General features: G+C 71.0%; 18 protein-coding genes. 9 read left to right on the top strand and 9 right to left on the bottom strand.

The window, feature by feature from the left end:
* Positions 1 to 2 precede the first annotated feature (2 nt).
* The 4 genes from F4553_RS05750 to F4553_RS05735 all read right to left on the bottom strand — a co-directional run bounded on the left by F4553_RS05750 (position 3) and on the right by F4553_RS05735 (position 3,263).
* Positions 3 to 1,064: a cobalamin-independent methionine synthase II family protein gene (locus F4553_RS05750; protein ID WP_184832963.1), complete on the bottom strand. Its 1,062-nt coding sequence runs from the start codon at positions 1,062 to 1,064 to the stop codon at positions 3 to 5.
* Between the two features lie 195 nt (positions 1,065 to 1,259).
* Positions 1,260 to 1,898 carry a hypothetical protein gene (locus F4553_RS05745; RefSeq protein ID WP_184832961.1) on the bottom strand — a complete coding sequence of 213 codons (639 nt, stop codon included), beginning with the start codon at positions 1,896 to 1,898 and terminating at the stop codon, positions 1,260 to 1,262.
* 70 nt (positions 1,899 to 1,968) lie between these two features.
* Positions 1,969 to 2,880 (bottom strand): permease prefix domain 1-containing protein, encoded by a 912-nt coding sequence (locus F4553_RS05740; RefSeq protein ID WP_184832959.1) that lies wholly within the window; start codon positions 2,878 to 2,880, stop codon positions 1,969 to 1,971.
* Positions 2,877 to 3,263 (bottom strand): PadR family transcriptional regulator, encoded by a 387-nt coding sequence (locus F4553_RS05735; RefSeq protein WP_312875100.1) that lies wholly within the window; start codon positions 3,261 to 3,263, stop codon positions 2,877 to 2,879. The genes F4553_RS05740 and F4553_RS05735 overlap by 4 nt, the downstream gene beginning before the upstream one ends.
* A gap of 76 nt (positions 3,264 to 3,339) precedes the next feature.
* Between F4553_RS05735 and F4553_RS05730 the strand changes: the two genes are divergently transcribed.
* From F4553_RS05730 to F4553_RS05720, 3 genes are all read left to right on the top strand, one after another.
* Positions 3,340 to 4,311 carry a CPBP family intramembrane glutamic endopeptidase gene (locus F4553_RS05730; protein ID WP_184832957.1) on the top strand — a complete coding sequence of 324 codons (972 nt, stop codon included), beginning with the start codon at positions 3,340 to 3,342 and terminating at the stop codon, positions 4,309 to 4,311.
* Positions 4,312 to 4,416: 105 nt separating this feature from the next.
* A complete protein-coding gene (locus F4553_RS05725) occupies positions 4,417 to 8,028 on the top strand; it encodes a GTPase (protein ID WP_184832955.1) in 3,612 nt (1,203 codons plus the stop codon).
* Positions 8,025 to 9,869, top strand: a complete 1,845-nt coding sequence (locus F4553_RS05720; protein ID WP_184832946.1) for a GTPase — start codon at positions 8,025 to 8,027, stop codon at positions 9,867 to 9,869. The genes F4553_RS05725 and F4553_RS05720 overlap by 4 nt, the downstream gene beginning before the upstream one ends.
* Before the next feature lie 85 nt (positions 9,870 to 9,954).
* On the opposite strand, the gene F4553_RS05715 is transcribed toward F4553_RS05720, so the two are convergent.
* The gene (locus F4553_RS05715; RefSeq protein WP_246465828.1) at positions 9,955 to 10,908 is read right to left on the bottom strand and encodes a cyclase family protein; all 954 of its coding nucleotides are present in this window, start codon (positions 10,906 to 10,908) and stop codon (positions 9,955 to 9,957) included.
* 413 nt (positions 10,909 to 11,321) lie between these two features.
* Between F4553_RS05715 and F4553_RS05710 the strand changes: the two genes are divergently transcribed.
* The 3 genes from F4553_RS05710 (at position 11,322) to F4553_RS05700 (ending at position 13,723) form a co-directional block, all read left to right on the top strand.
* Positions 11,322 to 11,594: a hypothetical protein gene (locus tag F4553_RS05710; RefSeq protein ID WP_184833287.1), complete on the top strand. Its 273-nt coding sequence runs from the start codon at positions 11,322 to 11,324 to the stop codon at positions 11,592 to 11,594.
* 301 nt (positions 11,595 to 11,895) lie between these two features.
* Positions 11,896 to 12,687 (top strand): response regulator transcription factor, encoded by a 792-nt coding sequence (locus tag F4553_RS05705; protein WP_184833270.1) that lies wholly within the window; start codon positions 11,896 to 11,898, stop codon positions 12,685 to 12,687.
* Positions 12,659 to 13,723 carry a sensor histidine kinase gene (locus F4553_RS05700; protein WP_184832942.1) on the top strand — a complete coding sequence of 355 codons (1,065 nt, stop codon included), beginning with the start codon at positions 12,659 to 12,661 and terminating at the stop codon, positions 13,721 to 13,723. Before F4553_RS05705 ends, F4553_RS05700 begins: the two co-directional genes overlap by 29 nt.
* A gap of 135 nt (positions 13,724 to 13,858) precedes the next feature.
* Here the strand turns inward: F4553_RS05700 and F4553_RS05695 are convergent, their stop codons facing one another.
* Entirely contained in the window at positions 13,859 to 14,347 is a 489-nt protein-coding gene (locus F4553_RS05695) for a MarR family winged helix-turn-helix transcriptional regulator (protein ID WP_184832940.1), read from the bottom strand.
* A 75-nt stretch (positions 14,348 to 14,422) separates the two neighbouring features.
* On the opposite strand from F4553_RS05695, the gene F4553_RS05690 reads away from it, so the two are divergent.
* From F4553_RS05690 to F4553_RS05680, 3 genes are read left to right on the top strand one after another with little or no spacing between them, the layout of a single operon-like run.
* Positions 14,423 to 15,076, top strand: a complete 654-nt coding sequence (locus F4553_RS05690; protein ID WP_184832939.1) for a DUF4386 domain-containing protein — start codon at positions 14,423 to 14,425, stop codon at positions 15,074 to 15,076.
* Positions 15,077 to 15,084: 8 nt separating this feature from the next.
* Positions 15,085 to 15,915 carry an SDR family NAD(P)-dependent oxidoreductase gene (locus tag F4553_RS05685; RefSeq protein WP_184832936.1) on the top strand — a complete coding sequence of 277 codons (831 nt, stop codon included), beginning with the start codon at positions 15,085 to 15,087 and terminating at the stop codon, positions 15,913 to 15,915.
* Between the two features lie 4 nt (positions 15,916 to 15,919).
* A complete protein-coding gene (locus tag F4553_RS05680; RefSeq protein ID WP_184832928.1) occupies positions 15,920 to 16,624 on the top strand; it encodes a DUF998 domain-containing protein in 705 nt (234 codons plus the stop codon).
* A gap of 83 nt (positions 16,625 to 16,707) precedes the next feature.
* On the opposite strand, the gene F4553_RS05675 is transcribed toward F4553_RS05680, so the two are convergent.
* Genes F4553_RS05675 through F4553_RS05665 form a run of 3 tightly spaced genes read right to left on the bottom strand, consistent with a single transcriptional unit; the run spans position 16,708 to position 20,908 of the window.
* Entirely contained in the window at positions 16,708 to 18,147 is a 1,440-nt protein-coding gene (locus tag F4553_RS05675) for a glycosyl hydrolase (protein ID WP_184832926.1), read from the bottom strand.
* A gap of 47 nt (positions 18,148 to 18,194) precedes the next feature.
* Positions 18,195 to 19,559 carry an extracellular catalytic domain type 1 short-chain-length polyhydroxyalkanoate depolymerase gene (locus F4553_RS05670; protein ID WP_184832924.1) on the bottom strand — a complete coding sequence of 455 codons (1,365 nt, stop codon included), beginning with the start codon at positions 19,557 to 19,559 and terminating at the stop codon, positions 18,195 to 18,197.
* Entirely contained in the window at positions 19,556 to 20,908 is a 1,353-nt protein-coding gene (locus F4553_RS05665; RefSeq protein WP_221469703.1) for a GH1 family beta-glucosidase, read from the bottom strand. Before F4553_RS05665 ends, F4553_RS05670 begins: the two co-directional genes overlap by 4 nt.
* Positions 20,909 to 20,930: the final 22 nt, after the last annotated feature.

The following is a 20,930-nucleotide window of genomic DNA, read 5'->3' as shown; positions in this document are numbered from 1 at the left end:
CGTCAGAGACCGAGCGCCTGCTCGGCGAGGGCGGTGCCCTCGATGCGGGCCCGCACCTTGGCGAACGCCGTCTCCCGTGAGGTGGAGGTGTCGTCGCCGAAGGGGGAGAAGCCGCAGTCGTCCGTGGTCCCCAGCTGGTCGACGGGGATGTAGCGGGCGGCGAGCAGGACTCGGTCGCGTACCAGCTGCGGGGTTTCGACCGCCGGGTCGATCGGGTCGGTGACGCCGACGAAGATCCTCTGGTCGGCGCCGATGTGCTCGGAGATGATCGCGAGCACCCGCTCCGGCTCCGCCTCGCTCGCGAGTTGGATGAAGAACGAGCCCACGTTCAGCGTGAACAGCGACGGCAGCAGGCCCGCGTAGTCGATGTCGGCGCTGTGCGTGGAGTCCTGGTCCCCGCCGGGGCAGGTGTGCACGCCGATCCTGGCCCGCTCCGCCGCCGAGAAGCGGTCGAGCACGGCGTTGTTCAGTGTCACGAACTGCGCGAGCACGCCGCCCGACGGGTCGAGCTTCAGGGAGAGGCGTCCCTCGGTGAAGTCGAGCTGGACACTCGCCGCTCCTGCGTCGAGCGCGCTGCGGATGTCCTTCTCCGCCTCATCGACGAGGTCGGCGATGAACTGGTCGCGTGAGTAGCCCTCAATGCCGTCCGCCGGATAGAGCAGGCTGAGCGCCGACGGCGCGATGACGGCCTGCTTCACCGGCACGCCGGCGACCGCGAGCGCGGCCCGGGTGTAGTCGCCCGCGTAGGACCCGTAGCGGAACGGGCCCGCCGTCAGTTGGGGGAGCTGGCGGGTGTGCCCGTCCGCGAAAGGGATCACGGCCCCGTCGGGAGCCAGGGACAGCCCCGTCAGCGGATAGGTGGCGAAGCTCGGTTTGCTCTGCTCGCCGTCGGTGACGACGGGCGAACCGGCCTGCTCGAAGCGGGCGATGGTGTCCCGCACCGCCGCGTCGTAGAGGGCGGCCAGCTCAGCGGTGCCAAGGCCGCCGGCGGCGTGGGCCGCCATCCCGGACTGCAGTTCCGGCGTACGCGGGATGCTGCCGATGGGTTCCGTGGGAATGCTCATATTTAGATCTAAAGCATTCAAAATTCTTGATCAATACGAATACATATCAATTAGTATAAAATTGACACGGTGTTCACAGCCCGTTCCTGCAACGAGGGAACAGGCGAAGGGTGACGGGCGGGCGGCTGTCGGATCCGCCCGCCATGACGGGATTGCTGAGCGCGGCCACGGGTACGCCGTCGGCCGCCAGGTGCTTTACCGGAACGCGGGATCGACGAACGCCTCGTCACGGGTGGCGGTGGTCGGGAAGGGGGCGCCGGACTCCTCGTCCCATGCTTCCTCCTCCTCGCTGAGGCGTTCGATGAGGTCGAAGAAGAGCTGCTCGGCCGGGCGCAGACCGGCGACGGTGGCCGTCAGGTCGGCCTCGGTGACGAACCGGGCACCGTGGTCTCCGACCGACAGCACGGCGAGCCAGCCGTCGTCGTCGGGCTTGAACAGGTTGCCGCCGGTCTCGGCCCAGAACATCACGAGGCTCTGCGGCGAATCCGTGTACGCCGCGGTGCCGGCCAGCAGCGTCAGCGCCGTGTGGACATCCCAGCGCTGGTAGCCGAAGTGCAGCAGGTAGACCTCGAGTGCGCCGTCGCGGTGCACGATGACCGTCACCTGGCCCGGGGCTGCGTCCTGCGCCACCCGGGACGCGAAGTACCGCCGCGGCGTCGTCTCCTTCGCCACCTGCCGCCACTCGTCGGTGACCTCCTTGCCGTCCCAGTACCAGCCGCGGAACATCTCCCCGGGGTTAGAGATGGCGCCGGGATCGATGGGGGCGTCGAGCCACTGTTCAAAGCCCTGACGGGTCATCGGTACGCGAGCGGCGATCATGAAGCTGTCCGACATGCCGTACAGGATCTCATGTCCGCCGGCTGTCGCGGTGGCGCCCGAACCGGCCGGGCGCCACCGCATCACGTCAGCGGCTGGGGCCGAACAGCATCCGGGCCAGCATGATCATGAAGGCGGCGAATCCGCCGAGGAAGACCACCCACGACCAGGTCCAGCCGACGGTGAAGCTGATGACGATGTAGACGGCGGCGGTGACGGTCCACAGGACCGCGGTGTAGATGCCGAACCGGGCGGCCGTCTCGGGCTCCTCCTCGAACCGGTTCCTCGGCTGGCGCTGGGTGCGCTGCAGTGCGCGTACCCACGCCTTGTGGCGGTTGGTCTGGGTGGCGCCGAGGAAGGAGAACAGGATGATCGCGGCCACCGCGCCGAGGATGGCGAAGACGATCGCCCACCCGGGGAGCGCACCGACCGCGACGAGTCCGCCGAAACCGAGCCCGTAGACGGCGAGGAACGAGGCGAGGGCGTAGCCGCCGGCCCGGGACGAGGGCATCGGATGGTTGGTCGTGGTCTCCTGGGCGAGGGAGTCGCCGACGATCCAGCCCACACCGCTGGCGGCGATGCCGAGCAGGGCGATCGTGACCCCGATGGGCAGGGGCAGCGCGTCGGAGGCGCCGAGGATCGCGAGGGTGAGCCCGATGGCCACGGCGAGGGCCGCCACGACGATCCCGACGACGAATCGCGGCTTGGGGCGCACCCGGTAGCGCTGGGTGGCGTCGTCCCAGCCTGAGGGTGATGCCGGCGCCGATGTGCCCGGGGGGTCGAGCAGGGCGCGGACGTCGCCGAGCTCATCGATCGCGTGTTGTGCGGCGTCGGCGGGGGAGCGGCCCGCGGCCTCCAGCTCGGCGACGCGGGCCAGGAGGTTGGCCCGGATCTCCTCTTTCAGGTCCTGCGCGTCCGGGGTCATCTCGACTCCGGCGAACGCCGCGTCGAGAAGGCGGTGCAGGCCGCCGCCGACGGGGCGGTGCGTGTCGTCAGTCATGGCGTCGTGTCCTTCACGTCGAGGAGTGCGTCGATGATCCGTCGCGTCGTGATCCAGGCGGCGACGTTGCCCTGGAACACCGCCCGGCCGGCGTCGGTGATGCGGTAGTACTTGCGGCGCCCGCCCTGGGTCTCGTCGCCCCAGTAGGACTCGACCAGGCCGTCCTTCTCCAGGCGCCGGTATGTCGCGTAGAGCGTGGCTTCCTTGATCTCGTGGTCTCCGCCGGTGGCCAGGCGGATCGCCTTGTAGATCTCGAAGCCGTACCGATCGCCGCCGCGCAGGGCGCCGAGCACGATCGTGTCCGTGTGGCCGCGCAGCAGGTCGGCCGCGAAAGCGCTGCTGTCACCCGGCGGCCCGGCCGGGGCAGCCTGATTTTTTATCACGACGATTACTGTATCAGATCAAGTACGTGATGACGTAAGAGTGGTCGGTCGTCTCAGGATGGGCGAGACTGGCCGCATGTCCTCCTCCCTTGACGCCGCGACCGACCTGCCGCCCGCTGCGACCCGGACCGGTGCCGGCGGCGACTCGTACCGAGACGTCGGCGTCTTCCTCGCCATCGTCTTCGCCCTGCCCTGGCTGCTGTGGGTCGTCGAGCAGATCACCGGCGTCCGGATCCTCTTCTTCGCGGCGATGATGTCCGTCGCGGTCGCGACCTTCGTCGCGGTGCGGTGGGTGCGGCGCCCCTCGAGCATTCCCCGCGCGACCGCGCTGGTCCCGGTCCGCCCCGTCGGCCGCCTGCTGCGCTACTGCCTGCTCGCCTTCGGGATCTTCCTGGTCGCGTCGGCGCTGGCGGTGGCGCTCAACGCCGTCACCGGCATCTACCCGGCCGACCTGACCGGCTTCTCCGCGCTGCGCGACGTCTACGCGCCGGAGACCGCCGGGCAGACCGGCTTCCCCTGGGCAATCGCGGCCGGAGCCTTGGCCGCCAACCTCGTCCAGTTCGTCCTGATCCTGCCGCTGGCCTTCTGCGAGGAGTGGGGCTGGCGCGGCTACCTGCTCAACCGCCTGCGGGACAGGATCGGCACCTGGCCCGCGCTGATCACGATCGGCCTGATCTGCGGAGTGTGGCACCTGCCGTTCTGGGTGGGGCCGTGGTTCTCGATGAACGCCGCGCAGCGGCAGACCGTCATCCCGTTCACGATCTTCTGCGTCTTCTTCGGCGTGCTGCTCGGGCTGCTGCGGCTGGCCTCCGGATCGATCTGGCCGGCGGTGGTGGGCCACGCGGTGAACAACACGGTGGTCTTCGGGTTCATCCAGGTGGTGGTCGCCGACAAGGACGCGCAGCCGTCGATCAACGCCTGGCTCACCGGCCTCAGCGGCTGGCAGGGCTGGCTGATCCTGCTGACCGCGATCGGGATCCTCGCAGCCGCGGGCGTCGTGCGCCGCAGCGACCGCGACCGGCTCCCGCCGGTGGTCCGACAGTCCTGACATCAACGGCCGTGGCGGCGTCCCGAGCGCATGTCGCACCCATCCGGAAGACTGGGCGGCACTGCGATGTCGATTCTTGCTCAGGGGAGTGTGGCGGTGCCCGGAATGACCGGACAGGACAGTGGCGCGGAGTTCCAGCGGGCGTGCGCCGCGGCCGTGGCCCAGAGCCGGCCGGTCGCCGCCCGCCTGCGGGAGATGGTGGAGCGGCTGTCGCTCGCGCTGCAGGGCGACCGGCCCGCCGGTCCGGCCGCCGACGAGGTCGGCCTGCTGACCGGCCGCACCGGCGCGACGCTTCGCGGCATGGTCACCGACCAGCTCGCCGAGATCGGCACCTTCAACGTGGTCTTCTTCGGGCGCACCGGCGCCGGCAAAAGCACCCTCATCACCGCGCTCGGCCGGGGCGACGGCACCCTGATCTCGCCGGGCGACAACGACTTCACCACCGAGGTGGGCGCGCTGCTGTGGCAGGGCAGCAGGTTGGTGGACACGCCGGGCACGGGCGGCTGGGGCCGCACGGTCGACGCCGCCGAGCTGCACGAACGTGCCCGGGCGGCGGTCCGCACCGCCGACCTGGTGCTGCTGTGCTTCGACGACACGGTCACGCAGATCACCGAGTTCGCGGAGATCTCCCGGTGGGTCGCCGAGTACGGCAAGCAGGCCATCGCGGTCCTCAACATCAAGAACGCGCTCTGGCGCCAGCCGCCCCGGGTCCCCGACCCGGCGTTCCGCCGCCAGCTCTCCGACGCCGTGGCACAGTCGGCGCTGTGGCTGCAGGGCCAGCTCAGCGAGATCGGCCTGCCGGAGGTCCCGATCGTCGCGGTCAACAGCCGGCGTGCCGCCTTCGCCCGGCTGCCGGAGACCTACGACGGCTACGACGCGGCGACGTTCCGCAAGCACCGGCGCGACTACGGCGTCGACAACCTCATGGCCTGGTCGCACGTGTCCACCCTGGAAGGCCTGATGACCCGGGCGATCACCACCGACGCGGTCGGGTTGCGCCTCGGTTCGCTGAGTCGGCAGCTGGTGTCCGAGGCGTCCGCCGGAGCCCGGGCGCTGACCGATCTGGCTGCGGATCTGCGTTCCCGGGCGGTCATCGTCGAGAAGGCCGTCGCGGAGGTGCTGTGGCTGTTCGGCGATTCCCGGCAGCTGCACCAGGCCGCCGGGGCCCAGCCCTTCTCACCGCAGGCGGCAGCGGTGCTGGCGGATCTTGAGGAGCTCCAGCGGCGCAGCGGCCAGACGATCTTCTCCAGTCGCCCGGGTGTGGTGGTGGACTTCGTGGCCAACCTGCAGATCTCGCACTTCGGCCCGCTGGAGCGCGTCGCCCTGCGCCGGGCCGAGGTGCTGGTGGACGACGCGTACGCGCACAACCGCATGATCGACACGGCGGAGTTCGCGAGCACGGTGTTCCGCCAGGCGGAGATGGAGCAGGCCGTTGCGGCGGTGGCCACCGCCTTCACGACCCACCTGCGGCACCGCCTCGAAGCCGTCGAGGCGAACCTTCGGGTGGACCTCGCACCCACCGGCGCGTCCTTCGACGGCAGCGCGGGCAAGGGGCTGCGGCTCGGCGGCAACGTCGTACGGTACGGCTCGGCGATGGCCGCCGCCGGCACCATCGTCTTTCCGCCGATGGCCCTGGTCGGCATCGTCGGCGACATCATCGGTCGCAGGTTCCGCAAGAAGGGGCTGATCCGCCAGCGCGAATCGAGGGCGGCGGCGCTGGCCCAGGCCCGCACGACCGTGCACGCGCACTTCCTGCAGCTGTCGCAGGAGGTCCGCGAACGGCTGCTGAGGCTCGCCTTCGACCAGGTGGTGGTCTCGATCAGCGAGTTGGTGCGGGCGGCGCTGGCGCTGCGCGAGCAGGAGCGCCGCGCGGTGCACCAGGCGCGCCTGCTGACCGACTTCTGCGCCGAGGTCGGCCCGACCGGCCTCGGCCAGCACGCGGTCGCCACCGCGGTGGCCTCGATCGAGGCCGAGTACGCCGCGACCGGTCGTCCCGGGCGACGCGTCTGGCTCGGCGACGACTGGGTCGACGAGGTGGTCGACGACCGGGGCGGGGACACCGGTCACGACATCGTGCGGCCCTTCCCTGCGGAGCACCGCGTCGTCGCCGCCCGGGTCGCGCAGACGGTGCGCCGGTCCCGTCCGCCCGCGCCCCGGTCAGCCGAGCAGTGGCTCCGCGCATGGTCGAGCGACCCCGACGACCCGGACGCGGAAGCCGCGGTCGCGCAGCTCCGGCTGCTGCACGCCGAACAGGCCCCGCGAGTGGCGGTCATCGGTGACCGCGGCACCGGCAAGACCGCGCTGATCCGGCGGATGGCGCAGCTCACCGGGGCCCGGGTGCACATCGAGCCGGGCCCGACCGGCGAGGTCCACGCCTACCCCTGGGAGGGCGTGACGCTCGTCGACACACCCCCGCTGGGCGCGGACGGGCGCGCCATGGAGGCGGTACGCAACGCCGCCTTCATCTGGTACGTGCTGAGCCCCAACCTCACCGCGACGCCGTACCTGGCCGGCATCCTCGCCGGTGATCCGCAGCAGGGCATGGCGCCGCGGGCCGACCGGGTGGTGTTCGTGATCGGCCACGCCGACGTCATGGGCGCCGATCCGGTCGACTCGCCGGAGGAGTTCGTGCTCCGCTGCCGGCGCAAGGAAGCCGAGCTGCTCAGCGAGGTGCACCGGTTGCAGGGCCCCGGCGACCGTCTCATCAGCTCGGTGCAGGTGGTGTGCCTCGCACCGGACCCGGTCACCGGCTCCGGGTCCCCGGCGGACTGGGACGGCACCGCCGACTTCGCCGACGGTTGGCGTTCGGCCCGGGCCTGGCTGATCCCCTCCGGCATCGACGCGGGCGTGCTGCTCGGAGCCGTCGCACGCATGACCGTGCTCCACACGCAGGCGGCAGCGGCGCAGGCCGACCTCGATGAGGAGACGGCGAGCCTGACGATGCTGCAGGCCGACCTGAGGCTGCGCTGGGAGAACGCGATCGCGCTGCGCGCGGCAGCCGTCGACCGTCTCGACTGGATCATCACCGGTGCCCTGCGTACCCACCTGGACCAGTGGGACAAGGCGCTGGACAAGGAGGAGCAGGCGGCCATCGCGCAGCAGATCCTGAAGATGGACCAGCGACCGGACATGCAGGCCTACATCAACCAGTGGGCCGCGGCCGCCCAGCGTCAGGTCGAGCACTGGGCGCAGGACATGGCGACCTTCGACCCCGGCGGCACCGTGCCGCACCAGCGGGACCCGCGCCTGCGGCTGCAGGCCAGGTTCCTGCAGCGCGCCACCGAGACCGCGCTGGTGGGCAAGGCCGGCAGCGCGGTCTCGGCGCTGGCCAAGCTCAAATCGGTCGGGCGGCTCGCCGGTGAGGGCAGCAAGGTCGCCTCGAGGTTCCTGCGGATCGCGCCGTTCGTGCCGCTGCTCGCCACCACGGCCGAGGACCTCTTCAGCGCCCACTCCCGCAAACGCCGCGAGGGCGAGCGCGAACAGGGAGAGGCCAAGCTGTTCGACGACGCCCGGCGCTGGGTAACACAACTCGTCGAGGCCCATCCGGGCCTGTCGTGGCTTCAGACACAGGGAGAGCTGCTCGGCGAGGCGATCGGCGAGGCCTCGGCGGAGCTGCACCGGGACGCCGAACAGATCGAGCGGATCAAGGCGCGGCTGAGCCGCTACGAACAAGCACGGCAGCTGGCGATCAGGTTACTTGAGGGAGATCACGCATGAGTACGCAACAGGTGCACCGCTTGCGCGAGGCGATCGAGGCCGCCGCCGGACCACAGGCCGTCGCGGACGCCGACACCGCATGGCGCCGGCTCGCCGACTCCGACGCGCTGCGGGTCGTCTTCGTGGGCCCGTGGAGCGCCGGCAAGTCGAGCCTGATCAAGCGGCTGCTGGTGGAGGACGGCACGGCGATCCCCGACTGGCTGACGATCAGCGCCTCCCGCGAGACCTACCAGATCCGCGAAGCCCGCTCGACCAGATTCACCTATGTGGACACTCCTGGTCTCGGCAGCGACGAGCGCAAGCACGACCTCATGGCGCTGTCCTCGGTCGCAGCCACCGACCTGCTCGTGGTGGCGGTGACACCGCAGCTGCTCGGCAGCGACGTGGACCGGCTGGCCGCACTCGTCAACGGGACCGCGATCTCCCCGCACGGCGGCCGGTTCTTCCCTCCCGGCGCCCTCATCGTGGTCATCAGCAAGGCCGACATGGCGGGCGTCGACCCGATCGACGACCTCGACGGCTTCCGGGCCATCGTCGACCGTAAACGGGCTTCGGTGGTGACCGCGCTGGAACGCCACCTCCACGGCGAGCTCCCGCCGATCATCGCGGTCGTGGCGGACCTCGGCGGCCAGTACGCGCGCAACCCCCGGCCGAACCCGGCGGCCTTCGCCGAGGGCGCCGAGTGGGACGGTGTGGCACAGCTGCGCGACCTGCTCGGCGGCTCCGCGGACCAGGTGCAGCGGTTGCGCTCGGCAGCGCAGGTGCGGCACTGGGCCAGGGCCGGGGCCACCGCGCTGGAGCAGGCCACCGCGGCGCTGTCGGAGGCCGAAGCCGCGGTGCGGCGGGTCGACGCGGACCGGTCGCGGGTGCTGGTGCTGGAGGAGGAGCTCGCGGCGGTCGACGCCTCCGCCGCCAGCCGGCTGCGCGACGACATCCGCGACGAGATGCACAGCGTGATCATGCAGGGCAAGACGGACTCCGCGGAGCAGCTGGCCGAGCAGATCAGCGAGCAGCTCAACGCCACCGTCGGGGCATGGCACGCGGAGTCCACCAGCAAACTGGTGGCCCTGGCCAGGCGCGCCCAGATCGAGCTGCACCCGCCGGCGATCGGCGCCGGTGACACCTCGGCCCACATCGAGCAGCTCGTCAGGCACGCCACCGCGGCGGACTCCAGCTCCCCTGAGGTGATGCTCACCGACTTCGTCGCCAAGGGCCTGCTGCTGGCCGACAAGATGCAGGAGCTGCGGCTCGGTATCAAGGCGGCCGATGTGCCGGAGCACCTCAGCCAGTACCAGAGCCTGGTCGACCGCGTGCATCCCGACGTGTACGCCAGAACGCTCACCCTGCTCAACATCGAAGGTGTGCTGACGGACCCGTCCTACGCCCAGGAGCTGACGAACCTGCAGCGGCACGACGGGGTCAGCGACCTGATCAGCTATCTGCGCAAGCCCGGCGGCATCAGCAGCCCGGGCCACGCGGAGCGGCTGAAGAACACCACCAACACGCTGCGCATCGCGGCCGACGCCGCACCGGTGCTGCTGGAGCTGCTCAGGATGCAGCAGCAGGAGAAGGCATCGCTGCACCAACGGGAACGACGGGCGCACCTGCAGGTGCAGGCCGACGGGGCGGCAACCCGGCTGGCCGAGCAGATCCTCGCTGGCGACCAGAGCAGTGCGGGCTGGCGCGGCCAGGTCGCCGAGCTGCGTACCGCGATTCGCTCCAGCGCTCCGGGCGACGACGCCGTGGCGCTCGCCGCGCAGCAGGGCCGGGCGCTCGCCGCCGCGCGGGACCAGCTGGACGCCGTGCTCCGCGACCTGGCGGCCGCCGCGATCGACGGCTGACCAGGTCAGCGCAGCGGCGCCGCCTGTCCCATCGGGCGGGCGGCGCCGGCTCGCGCCGCTACCGGTGCGGGATCTCGACCGCGGGTCAGAACGTGGCGATCGGGTTGACCGGGCTGCCGGAGGTGCCGGCGAAGCGGACGGGCGCGACGGCGAGGTGGAAGTCCCATTGGCCGAGCTCGGCAGCCGTGGTCGCGCACGCCTCCAGGTCGCAGTTGTCGAGCATCCACAGGCCCATCGCGACGAGGCTCACGGCGTGGACCGGCATCAGCACGTCGGGGTACCCCGACGGCTGCACGTCCTGGGGGGTGTCGGCGCCGATCAGCGCGACACCGCGGTCATGCAGCCACGGCAGGCAGGACGCGTGCCAGCCGGCCTGTGTGAAACCGTTGGCCGCACCGGTCTCGTGCCGGGCGCGGCCGAAGCCGGTCCGCAGGAGCACCGCGTCGCCGGGCCGCACCCGGACACCCTGGCGGCGCTCGGCCTCCTCGAGATCGTCGGGGAACACGCCCTGCCCGGGCTCCAGCCACGGCACGTCGCGGACCGCGGCGACGTCGAGCAGGACGCCGCGGGTGACGATGCCGTTCGCCGCCGCGGTGACGGCCGCCCACGCCGATCCGGTCTCGGGGTCGACCAGGTCGTGCGAGCGCCCGTTGTACATCGTGCCGTCCCAGAAGATGTGGCACGGCGAGTCGATGTGGGTGAGGGTGTTGCCGTGGAACGCGATGCCGAGCTGCTCGGAGGAGAAGCCCCAGCGCCGGTCGGCGTGGAAGTGCGCCGGCATGTGCTCGGCACCCGGCATCTCGGCGGCGCACGGGCACGTCGTCGTCGACCGCTCCATGTCCTGCGGGGAGCCGACCTCCCACGCACAGGACACGCTGCGGCCGTGGCGGACCGCCCGCGCCGCTGCCAGCCGGACGTCGTCGGTGATGTGGTTCAGGGTTCCGAGCTGGTCGTCGTCGCCCCACCGCCCCCAGTTCGACAGGGTGTTGAAATACCCGAGCACGTCGTCCTGTGCGGGCATCGGTCGTCCTGCCGTCATCCCAGCATCGACTCCTCCGGTCACGCGGTTCGAGATACCGCAGGTAGGGTATCCCGCCGCCGGTCCGACGGCCGCGATGACCGGTCGATCCGACGACTCGGTTCGGGCCGGCCGCATTCGGTATGGCGGGCGACCCTTGAGGATCGTGACAGTTCCGTCATGGTGGTTGTCATGGGGCACGGGGTTTCCATACGCTCCGAATCACATAGACGTACCTCCACTGCGTTCTGTGACGCGGAGTCGCGGTGCGGCTTTGCTTGTGTCTTTCGACGCAAGGCCGGCTGGGCGGCGTGATCGCCCAGCCGGCGGCTCCACCCTGCTGTGACACGGCATTCCCACTCCGTTCCGAATGCCGTCCGGCCAGCTGCGAGCCGCCCTGAGCGGCGCCATTGCACCGGGGCTGTGAATGCCCTATGGGCGGCCGGGCGGGCGCCGCCCATCGGGACGCGCTGCGCGGTTTCGAGGTCGCACTGCCGGCGCAGGCCGCCCGGCGGATCGCGGCCGACACGGGTGTGCGCTGCGGCCACAGCGACTTCGGCGGCCGGGCGATCTCCGGCTTCGACGCGATCGACGGCGGCATCGCCGATGACGGCAACGGGCACGGACTACGTGGAACGCGCGCAGGCATCGTGCGAGAGCATGACAGTATTGTCATTGATCTTGCGGGGTGTGACGTGGCGCTCTAATCTGGCAACGAATTTAAAATTGACCGAACTGGATATGTCGACTCTTGTCGCGTGCCACCCGATATACAGCGGCTGTGCCGAGGTCCTCGCATCGGCATTGCCGTGGCGCACCCATATGAAAACGTCCTCCCCGACGCGAGTACGGTTGCGCCTGCGGCGGAGTCAATGGCGATCCCATTGGCTCCGCCGAAATTCCGGCTCAAGCGCTCTGCCGAGCGGAGGGAACCGTATGCAGCGGACTGTCGATGTGGTCGAGTTGCCGGTCCTTCGTCATCCGCCGCAGAGTTCGGTTCCCCTGGAGATGCACTTCACGCGTCGGGTGCCGCAGGACGAACGCCCGCTGCCCCCTCGACCGCCGGCGGACGGCGGCGTCTTCGGGCAACCCGGCGGTACCGCTGCCGTCACCGCTCGCGCGCCGGACACCCCCGGTTGTGTCCTCCTCATCGAGGACGACGACCGGATCGCGGACATGGTCTCCCGTACCCTCGCCGCCGAAGGCTATGCCGTGGACCGGGCGCAGACCGGACCAGACGGCCTGCGGATGGCTCTGGACGGTGCCTTCGACCTGGTGATCCTCGATCTCATGCTGCCTGGAATGCCCGGCACGAGCGTTCTCAACCACCTCATGCGACACCGGCCCGACCAGCGGGTTCTCGTCCTGTCTGCGGTCACCGGCGCAGCCACCCGCGTCGCCTGCCTGGAGAGCGGCGCCGCGGATTTCGTCGCCAAGCCGTTCGCGCTGACCGAACTCGTCGCCCGCGTCCGGGCCCGGCTCCGGGCGGCACCTCCGGGACCGGCCCCGGATGTCCTGACGGTGGGACCCGTCCAGCTCGATCTGCGTCAGCACCGTGCCCGCGTCAGCGGGGACCTCATCTCGCTGTCGCCACGGGAGCTGGTCCTGCTGGGCTACCTGATGCGCCGGGCCGGCGAGGTCTGCAGCCGGTCCGAACTGCTCCGCTACGTCTGGAACTCCGAGTTCGATCCCGGCAGCAACATCGTGGATGTCAACATCAAACGGCTCCGCGCGAAGCTCGACCACCCCGACCGGATAGCGACGGTGCGCAGTGTGGGATACCGCTTCGACCCGCACTAGCCGGCTGATCCGGCTCGCCTGGCTGCTCGGGGCCGGCGCCTGCGCCACCGCGATGTATCTGCTGCCCGGCCGTGAGGCCATCCCGTTCCACCTGATCTGGATGGGGCTCTACCTCGTCTACGGGTTCACCGCCTGGCGGCCCCTGGAGATGATGGTCACCGTGGCGGCGACGGCGGCCGTCACCGGGACGATCCTGATCGCGCACGCGGTGCAGGGCGCCATCGACTGGCCGGGAACCGCCGAGGTGCCGCTCAGCGTCGCGGTCACCGCCGTCATCGCGCTCTACCTCCGCCGACGGCACCTCGCCACCGCGGAACTCGCCCGGATCGCCGAGCGTGACCGGCGGCGTGCCGAGATCCGCCACCTCCTGGTCCAGCAGGTCTCCCACGAGCTCCGTACACCGATCACGATCGCCCGGGGCTACACCGAACTCGTCCGGGTCCGGCTCACCGAGCCCGACGGCCTGCGCGACGCGGACATCGTGCTCGACGAGCTCGACAAGCTCAACACCATCGCCGACCGTCTCGTCACCTTCATCCAGATCGACGGGGAATCCACCCCGCAGACCCTCGAGATGCGTCCGGAGCTGGAGCGCATCGTCCGCCGGTGGCAGCCGGCGGCGAAGCGGGAATGGACGGTACGGGCATCGGCCGGACAGATCCATGTCAGCCGCGAGCGCCTGGAGACGGCGCTCGACTGCCTCATCGACAACGCCGTCAAGTTCACCGGGACCGGCGACGCCATCGAGCTCATCGGTGCCATCGCCCCCGACGAATGGACGATCGAGGTCGTCGACACGGGCTGCGGCATGTCGGCCGCCAACGCCTCGGCCCTCGCCACCGGGCAGGCAGTGGAGCGGGGCGCGGCCTCGGGCACCGGGCTGGGGCTGCCCACGGTCCGCACGATCGTCGGGGCCTGGGGCGGCGCCGTCCACCTGCGGTCCGAACCCGGCCGCGGCACCAGCGTGCTGCTGCGCTTCCCCCGCCGGCACGACGACGCTCTCCTCGACAGCGCTATCGCGGACCGCCGACCGTGAGCGCTCCGCATCGTCCGGGGCGGCGATCCCGCAGTGGGCACACGAACAGCGGACGGACGCTCGTGGCGGGCGCGGCCGGAGCGTAGGCGCGCCTCCGGCATGCGTATCCGCCAACCCGGGCGCGGCGCCGGTCGGTTACGTGCCTGAGGGGCGCCGGTATCCGGGGTGGACACCGGCGGTGAGGTTCTGCTGCTGGGCCACGCGCGCGAGCAGCTCCCGCAGGGTGACGCGCTCGTCCGGGGTGAGCGCCGCACACAGGCCGTCGTCGTGGGCCTTGCCGACGGCACCCAGCTGCCGCAGCAGGTGCTGGCCGGCGTCGGTCAGATGCAGGGCGTAGGAACGGCGGTCGGGCTGACCGGTGCGGCGTTCGATCAAGCCGCGGTCCTGCATGGCGTCGACGAGGATGACGAAACGGCTGGGCGGCGTGCCCAGCCGTTTGGCGTATGCCTGCTGGCTGAGCCCTGGCATGACCGAGATCATGCGAAGGAGACCGGCCTGCGCGGGCGTCAGGTCCAGGTCGGCGATGCGCGCGGCGAACAGCTCGGCGGCGTGCGCCCCCAATTGCGCGAGCAGGAAAGCCACCCCGCCCCAGGACCTGCCCGGTCCGTCACCTGCTTCTGGCACCAGCGGATCATACCACTTGAGAAATAATGTACGCCTGTATATCGTAGCCACGCGTACATCAATTAGGGGGTTCTCATGTCTCGACCACAATCCGGCCCGCCGCTGATCATCCCGGCCGTGGCCTTCACCGCCCTGACCATCGCCGGCATCATCACCGCCGCAGGTGTTCCCCGCCCCGACGCGCCCGGCGCCGAGGTGCTCGCCTACCTGCAGGACCACGGTCCCGCGATGCGGCTGTCGGCGTTTCTCGCCCTCGGTGCCGCCGTCCCGCTCGCCATCTGGAGCGCCGCGGCGTACCGGCGGCTGCGAGCGCTGGGCATCACCGCGCCCGGTTCCGCGATCGCCTTGGTCGGCGGGGTGCTCGCCAGCGGATTCGCAGCCCTGTCCGGCCTGATCGGGTGGGCGGCGTCCCGGACGTCGGAGAGCGCACCCCTCGCCTCGGCGCTGCGGGACCTCGCCTTCGTGACCGGCGGACCCGGGTTCGTGGCGTTCTTCGGGCTCCTGCTGGCCGGGGTCGGCGTCCCGATGCTGCTGCTGCGCATATCGCGGCCCGTCGCGATCGCCGGCCTGGTCCTGGCCCTGATCGCCGAGCTGTCGACACTGACCCTGCTGACCCTCGATGCCGCGCCCACCCTGCCGATCGCCCGCTTCGGCGGCATCATCTGGCTGGTCACCGTCAGCCTGCTGCTGCCCACCAGCCGCCGCACCGCGACCGCGAACCCGTCATGATCGCGCTGGTGACCGGCGGGACCGCCGGTATCGGCCGGCAGATCGCCGCGAAGCTCCGCTCCGCCGGACTGACCGTCCTGGTCACCGGCCGCGACCAGCAGCGGGGCGCGGCTGCCGCGGCGGATCTGGGCGCCACCTTCCTATCCGCCGACCATGCGACGATCGCGGGCAACCTCGACCTCGCCCGACGGGTGCGCGAGCTGGCGCCGCGCTTGGATGTCCTGGTCAACAACGTGGGCGGCGCGGCGTTCCCGCAGCGGACCGTCACCGCGGAGGGCCACGAGGCCACCCTCGCCCTCAACTACCTCGGACCGATCGTCCTGACCCGGGCGCTGCTGCCGACACTCACCGCAGACGCCCGTGTGGTCCAGGTCGTGTCGAGCGCCTTCACCATGCACTCCGGCGACCCGTTCACCGAACCGGCCGGTTACACGGCGATCAGCGCCTACGCCCGGGCGAAACAGCTGAACCTGCTCGCCACGCTGAGCCTCGCCCGGCAGCTGACCGGCGACGCCACCGTCAACGCGGTCAACCCGGGTATGGCCTGGACACCCGGCGTGCAGGCGCTCACCCCGCAGTCCGTGCCCGCCTGGCGGTACATCTGGCCGCTGGTCCGGATGATCCAGCGCCGCGCCGCACCGGAGAAGGCCGCCCGCATCCCCGCACTACTCGCCCTGCACCCCGACGGCACCGGCCGGTTCTACGAAAGCGATGGGAAAGCCAAGCCTCTTCCGCAGCGGCTGCTCGACCCCGCGCTGCAAGCCCGTGCCTGGCAGACCGCCGTCGACCTCACCTCACCACCGTCGCCGACCGGCCCCGAACACCCTCGCAAGGAGTGAACCCATGACACCCGAGATCACGTCGCAACGCCGGGAACGCCCACGCCCCGACACCGTCCAGCACCACGGCACCGCCACGCGGCTGTTGCTCGCGGCCGGAATCGTGGGTCCGGTCCTCTTCGTCCTCACCTTCACCGTCGCCGGCTGGCTGCGCCCCGGATACTCGGCCCTGGCCAGCGCGGTCAGCGACTTGGGCGTCGGGAGCACGGCATGGATTCAGAACGCCAACTTCCTGCTGTTCGGCATCCTGCTCATCGCCTTCGCGGCGGGATTCCGGCGCGTGGCGTCCGAGCTCATCGGCGGCCACGCGACCGGGGGAGCCATCCTGATCGCCACCACCGGCATCGGCATGCTGGGAGCCGTCCTGTTCCCGGCCAAGCCTCCGACGGAGATACTCCACTTCCTCCTCGGGTTCCTGATCGTCATCGTCTCCGCGATAGCGGCCGCCTTCTACCTGGGCCGCCAGTTCCGCCGCGTACCCGAATGGCGCGTCCTGGCGCGCTACTCCACCTGGACCGGACTCATCGCGGTCGCCCTGGTGCTCGTCACCTTCGTCGCGCTCAACCCCGCCTCGCCCCTGGAGAAGGCCGGCGTCGGCGGCCTCATCAACCGGATACTCGCGGTCGAAACCTTCGCCTGGTACGCCGTGACCGGATACTGGCTGTGGCGCCACACCAGCCGCGGCCGGGACGCCGGCAAAGCCCGGTAGACAGGGTTTCGGCGGTCGGCGGTCTCGTCGTGGGCACCCGGTGGCGGCAGGACCGTCCTGCCGCCACCGGGTGCCGTCAGCCGCTAGGCGGGGAGGTTCCACTGCTGGTTGGTCTGGGTGTTGCAGGTCCAGATCTGCAGCTTGGTGCCGTCGGCGGTGCCCTGGCCGGTGGCGTCGAGGCACTTGCCGGTCTCCGGGTTGGTCAACCGCTTGGTGGTCGTGTTGTAGCTCCACTGCTGGTGGGTGTTGCCCGCCAGGCAGTCCCAGATCTGGACCTTGGTGCCGTCGGCGTTGATGCCGCCGTTGACGTCCAGGCACTTGCCCAGCGCCCGGATGGTGCCGTCGGTGCCGATCGTCCACGACTGCGCGCCGCTACCGTTGCAGGTCCAGATCTGCACCTGCAGGCCGTTGGCGGTGCCGGCGCTGGGGATGTCCACGCACCGCCCGCTCGGCACGCCGGTGATCGGACCGGTACGCGTCGGCGACGTGCCGACCGGGATCGAGATCTCACCCCGGTTGAGCACGCGCGGGTCGTAGTAGGTCGCCTTCACGCCGTCGTTGGTGTTGTACTCCGGCTTGGTCAGCCAGTCCATCCAGACGCTGAAATACGTCCATCGGGGCTGGGCGGCCATCTGCGCCGGGGTCGGGGTGCGGCCGACCTCGGCGAGGGCGATCGGCTTGCCGTGCGCGATGTTCTGCATCGCGGTGTACCACTCGGTGGACGGGAAATACTGCACCCACACGTCGAGCGTGACGAGGTCGACGTACCCGTCGCCGGGGTAGTAGTCGGCGACGCTCCCGGCACCCCCGGCGAGGTCCTTGACGTTCCAGACCCAGACGATGTTGGTGAATCCCTTGCTGAGCAGGTAGTCGTGGGTGATCTGGAACAGCTTGCGGCTGCCGTTGGGTCCCGGTCGGCCGCCCCACCACGACCACGCCTCGTTCATCTCGTGCGACGGGCGGAACAGCACCGGGATCCCGGCGTCCTTGAGCTGCTGGAAGTACGGCACCGTCTGGTCGAGGCGCCGCTTCCACGAGGTGTTGAGGCCTCCGCCGTCGGTGACGAGCTCGTTCCACTGGGAGTCCGACAGCCGGCTGCCCTTCACCGGCCAGCTGCCGCCCTCGAAGTTGCAGGTGGCGACGAGCGGTGCGCAGGCGTGCCAGGTGATGGCCGGGATGGTGCCCGCCGCCCAGGCCGCCTTGGCCTGGTCGAAGACGCGCTGGCGGTTGTCGATGTCGTTCTGGCTGAAGCCGAAGTCGCCGCCCCACACGCCGGGGTAGAGGCCGGTGATGTCGCGGACCTTGTTGGTCCACTGGACGGGGTTGCTGTTGGGTCCGTCCTGCTGTCCGGAGAGCCAGTTGCGGCCGGTGAGCCCGCTGAAGTAGTTGACGACGTCGGTGCGGGTGACACCCGCCGGTGCGGGTGGCGCAGCGAGGGCGGGTGCCGGACCGGCGGACAGGCCGGCCAGGGTGAGGACGGCCGCCGCCAGGGTGGCCGCGAGCCTGCGGGGTGGAGCGTTCATCGGTGGTTCCCTTTCGCCGAGGGCGCGGCTGGGTCCGTGGACGACAATCAGGCTGCGGGCAGCTGGTAGCGCTGGAAGAACTGCCACATCAGGCTGTTGGCGCTGATCTCGTGAGTGGTGTTGCCGTTGCCGGTCGACGCCTGGGAGGTGCCGGGCCACGTGTGGCCCCCGTCGGAGACCGCGTAGAGCTGCACCTCGGCGCCGTCCCGGCAGCCCAGGTAGGCGATCCGGGACACGTGGGCCGAGACCTGTGTCGTCACCGGCGTTCCGGTGCACCCGTCGAGGGCGGCCCAGCGCTGCTGCGCGACGGGCACCGAGTATTTCCACAGGTCCGAACCGCCGCCGGGGTACGGGTTGGTGGCGTCCTGCTGGCCGTGGAAGGCGATCACCGGCACCGCACGGGCCGGCTGGCACGACAGCGGGTCGGGCCGGGAGGTGTCGGCCGGGTCGGGTCGTCCGGCGCGCAGTCCGGCCACGGGCGCGATCGCCGCGACGGTGTTCGGCCGGGCGCACGCGTACGCCGAGATCATCCGCCCGCCACCGGAGTAGCCGGTGAGGTAGACGCGCCGGGCGTCGGCGCACAGCGTGCCACCGGTCATGGTGGTGATCACCTGGGCGAGGAAGCCCACGTCGTCGCGGCCGGGCGGGTTGCCGACGTTGGGCACGTTCCAGGCGAAGCCGCTGCCGTTGACGAACGCCCCGTTCGGCGCGGCGACGAGGAACTGCCCCGCGTCGGCGGCGCTCTTCATCTCGCTGTAGGCCAGCTGGTTGCTGCCGGTGCCGGAGGTGCCGTGCAGGTTGAGCACCAGCGGCAGACGGCTCCCGGCGCTCGCGCCTGCGGGGACGTAGACGGTGACCTGGTAGGTGGCGCCCGCGAAGGTGACGGGCACGGTGCGTTCACCGGGTCCGAAGGCGCGGGTGCAGCCCGGCGGCGTGGTCGTGCCGGGGAGGTTCCACTGCTGGTTGGTCTGGCTGTTGCAGGTCCAGATCTGCAGCTTGGTGCCGTCGGCGGTGCCCTGTCCGGTGGCGTCGAGGCACTTGCCGGTCTCGGGGTTGATCACGGTCCTCGTCGTGGTGTTGTAGGTCCATCGCTGGTGGGTGTTGCCGGCGAGACAGTCCCAGATCTGGACTTTGGTGCCGTTGGCGTTGATGCCGCCGTTGACATCGAGGCACTTGCCCAGCGCGCGGATGGTCCCGTCGGTGCCGATCGTCCAGGACTGGGCGCCGGTGCCGTTGCAGGTCCAGATCTGGACCTGCAGGCCGTTGGTGGTGGCGGCGCCGGGGATGTCGACGCACCGCCCGCTCGGCACACCGGTGATCGGGCCGACCGGGTCGGCGGCGGCCGCCGGGGCGGCCGGGGTCAGTAATGCTGCGGCGAGCGCCAGCGATACGGCGAAAGTCGTGCGTCTCACGGCGTTTCTCCTTCCGAAGGGACGGCAGCCGCCACCTGCCGGTGGCTGCTGATGATCTGCTGGTAGCGGCGCGCGCTCGCCTTGGGGATGCGCTGCTGGGTGGCGTAGTCGACGCGGACGATCCCGAACCGGGGACCGTATCCGTGGCCCCACTCGAAGTTGTCCAGCAGCGACCAGACGAAGTAGCCGCGTACGTCGGCGCCCTGCTCGACGGCACTGTCCACGGCGGCCACGTGCGCGTCCAGGAACGCGGTGCGGCCGGTGTCGTCGACGAATCCGGCCGCGTCGGGCTCGTCGTCGAACGCCGACCCGTTCTCGGTGACCACCAGCGGCAGCCCGGGATATTCGCGGGCCAGCCTGGTCAGCAGGTCGGTCAGGCCGTCGGCGGTGATCGGCCAGCCCAGCCCGGTGAGCGGGCCGCGGCGGATCTCGCCGTCGGCGTCCAGGGTGGTGTCGAAGTAGTAGTTCACGCCGAGCACGTCGATCGGCGTGGCGACGATCTCCAGGTCGCCGTCGACGACCGGCAGGGTGACACCGCGATCGGCGAGGTCGGCGAGCACGTCGGCCGGGTAGCGGCCGTGGCGCAGCGCGTCGAGGTAGAAGCGGTTGTTGAGCCCGTCGGCCCGCCGGGCGGCCTCGGCGGCGGCCGCGTCGCCGGGTTCGGACCGGACACCGCCGAGGTTCAGGGTGATGCCGAACTCGTGCGGCCGGGTGGCGGCGGCGCGCATCGCGGTGACGGCGAGGCCGTGGCCGAGCAGCAGGTGGTGCGCGGCCGCCATCGCCGCCGGGAAGTCGGTGCGGCCGGGGGCGTGGATGCCGTCGGCGTAGCCGTAGGTCGCGACGCACCACGGCTCGTTGATGGTGGTCCACACGTCCACCCGGTCGGCGAGGGCCGCGAAGACCATGGCCGCGTAGTCGGCGAAGCGGTGGGCGGTGTCGCGGTGCGGCCAGCCGCCGGCGTCCTCGAGCTCCTGCGGCAGGTCCCAGTGGTAGAGCGTCACCCACGGTTCGATGCCGCGGGCCAGCAGCTCGTCGACGAGCCGGTCGTAGAAGCCGATCCCGGCCGGGTTCACCGGCCCGCGCCCGTGCGGCTGGACCCGCGGCCAGGCGACGGAGAACCGGTAGGTGTCGGCGCCGAGCGAGGCGATCAGCGCGACATCGTCGGGCATGCGGCGGTAGTGGTCGCAGGCGAGGTCGGCGGTGCTGCCGTCCCCGATCGCTCCCGGCCGTCGGGCGAAGGCGTCCCAGATCGAGGGGGTACGCCCGTCGGCGCTGGTCGCGCCCTCGATCTGGTACGCCGAGGTGGCCACACCCCACCGGAACGGCCGCAGGGTCGGTTTGGTCGTCATCGTGGGTCCTGTCATCAGCGGG

The organism is Allocatelliglobosispora scoriae, assembly GCF_014204945.1.
Classification (GTDB): Bacteria; Actinomycetota; Actinomycetes; order Mycobacteriales; family Micromonosporaceae; genus Allocatelliglobosispora; species Allocatelliglobosispora scoriae.
The sequence above is the reverse complement of the archived record's forward strand: the minus strand, read 5'-3'. Positions and strand labels throughout refer to the sequence as shown.

Excerpts from the sequence above, each read along its gene's own strand:
- F4553_RS05750 (WP_184832963.1), bottom strand. The coding sequence starts at position 1,064 with ATGAGCATTCCCACGGAACCCATCGGCAGCATCCCGCGTACGCCGGAA.
- F4553_RS05745 (WP_184832961.1), bottom strand. The coding sequence starts at position 1,898 with ATGTCGGACAGCTTCATGATCGCCGCTCGCGTACCGATGACCCGTCAG.
- F4553_RS05740 (WP_184832959.1), bottom strand. The coding sequence starts at position 2,880 with ATGACTGACGACACGCACCGCCCCGTCGGCGGCGGCCTGCACCGCCTT.
- F4553_RS05730 (WP_184832957.1), top strand. The coding sequence starts at position 3,340 with ATGTCCTCCTCCCTTGACGCCGCGACCGACCTGCCGCCCGCTGCGACC.
- F4553_RS05725 (WP_184832955.1), top strand. The coding sequence starts at position 4,417 with ATGACCGGACAGGACAGTGGCGCGGAGTTCCAGCGGGCGTGCGCCGCG.
- F4553_RS05720 (WP_184832946.1), top strand. The coding sequence starts at position 8,025 with ATGAGTACGCAACAGGTGCACCGCTTGCGCGAGGCGATCGAGGCCGCC.
- F4553_RS05715 (WP_246465828.1), bottom strand. The coding sequence starts at position 10,908 with ATGACGGCAGGACGACCGATGCCCGCACAGGACGACGTGCTCGGGTAT.
- F4553_RS05710 (WP_184833287.1), top strand. The coding sequence starts at position 11,322 with ATGGGCGGCCGGGCGGGCGCCGCCCATCGGGACGCGCTGCGCGGTTTC.
- F4553_RS05705 (WP_184833270.1), top strand. The coding sequence starts at position 11,896 with ATGCACTTCACGCGTCGGGTGCCGCAGGACGAACGCCCGCTGCCCCCT.
- F4553_RS05690 (WP_184832939.1), top strand. The coding sequence starts at position 14,423 with ATGTCTCGACCACAATCCGGCCCGCCGCTGATCATCCCGGCCGTGGCC.
- F4553_RS05680 (WP_184832928.1), top strand. The coding sequence starts at position 15,920 with ATGACACCCGAGATCACGTCGCAACGCCGGGAACGCCCACGCCCCGAC.
- F4553_RS05675 (WP_184832926.1), bottom strand. The coding sequence starts at position 18,147 with ATGAACGCTCCACCCCGCAGGCTCGCGGCCACCCTGGCGGCGGCCGTC.
- F4553_RS05665 (WP_221469703.1), bottom strand. The coding sequence starts at position 20,908 with ATGACGACCAAACCGACCCTGCGGCCGTTCCGGTGGGGTGTGGCCACC.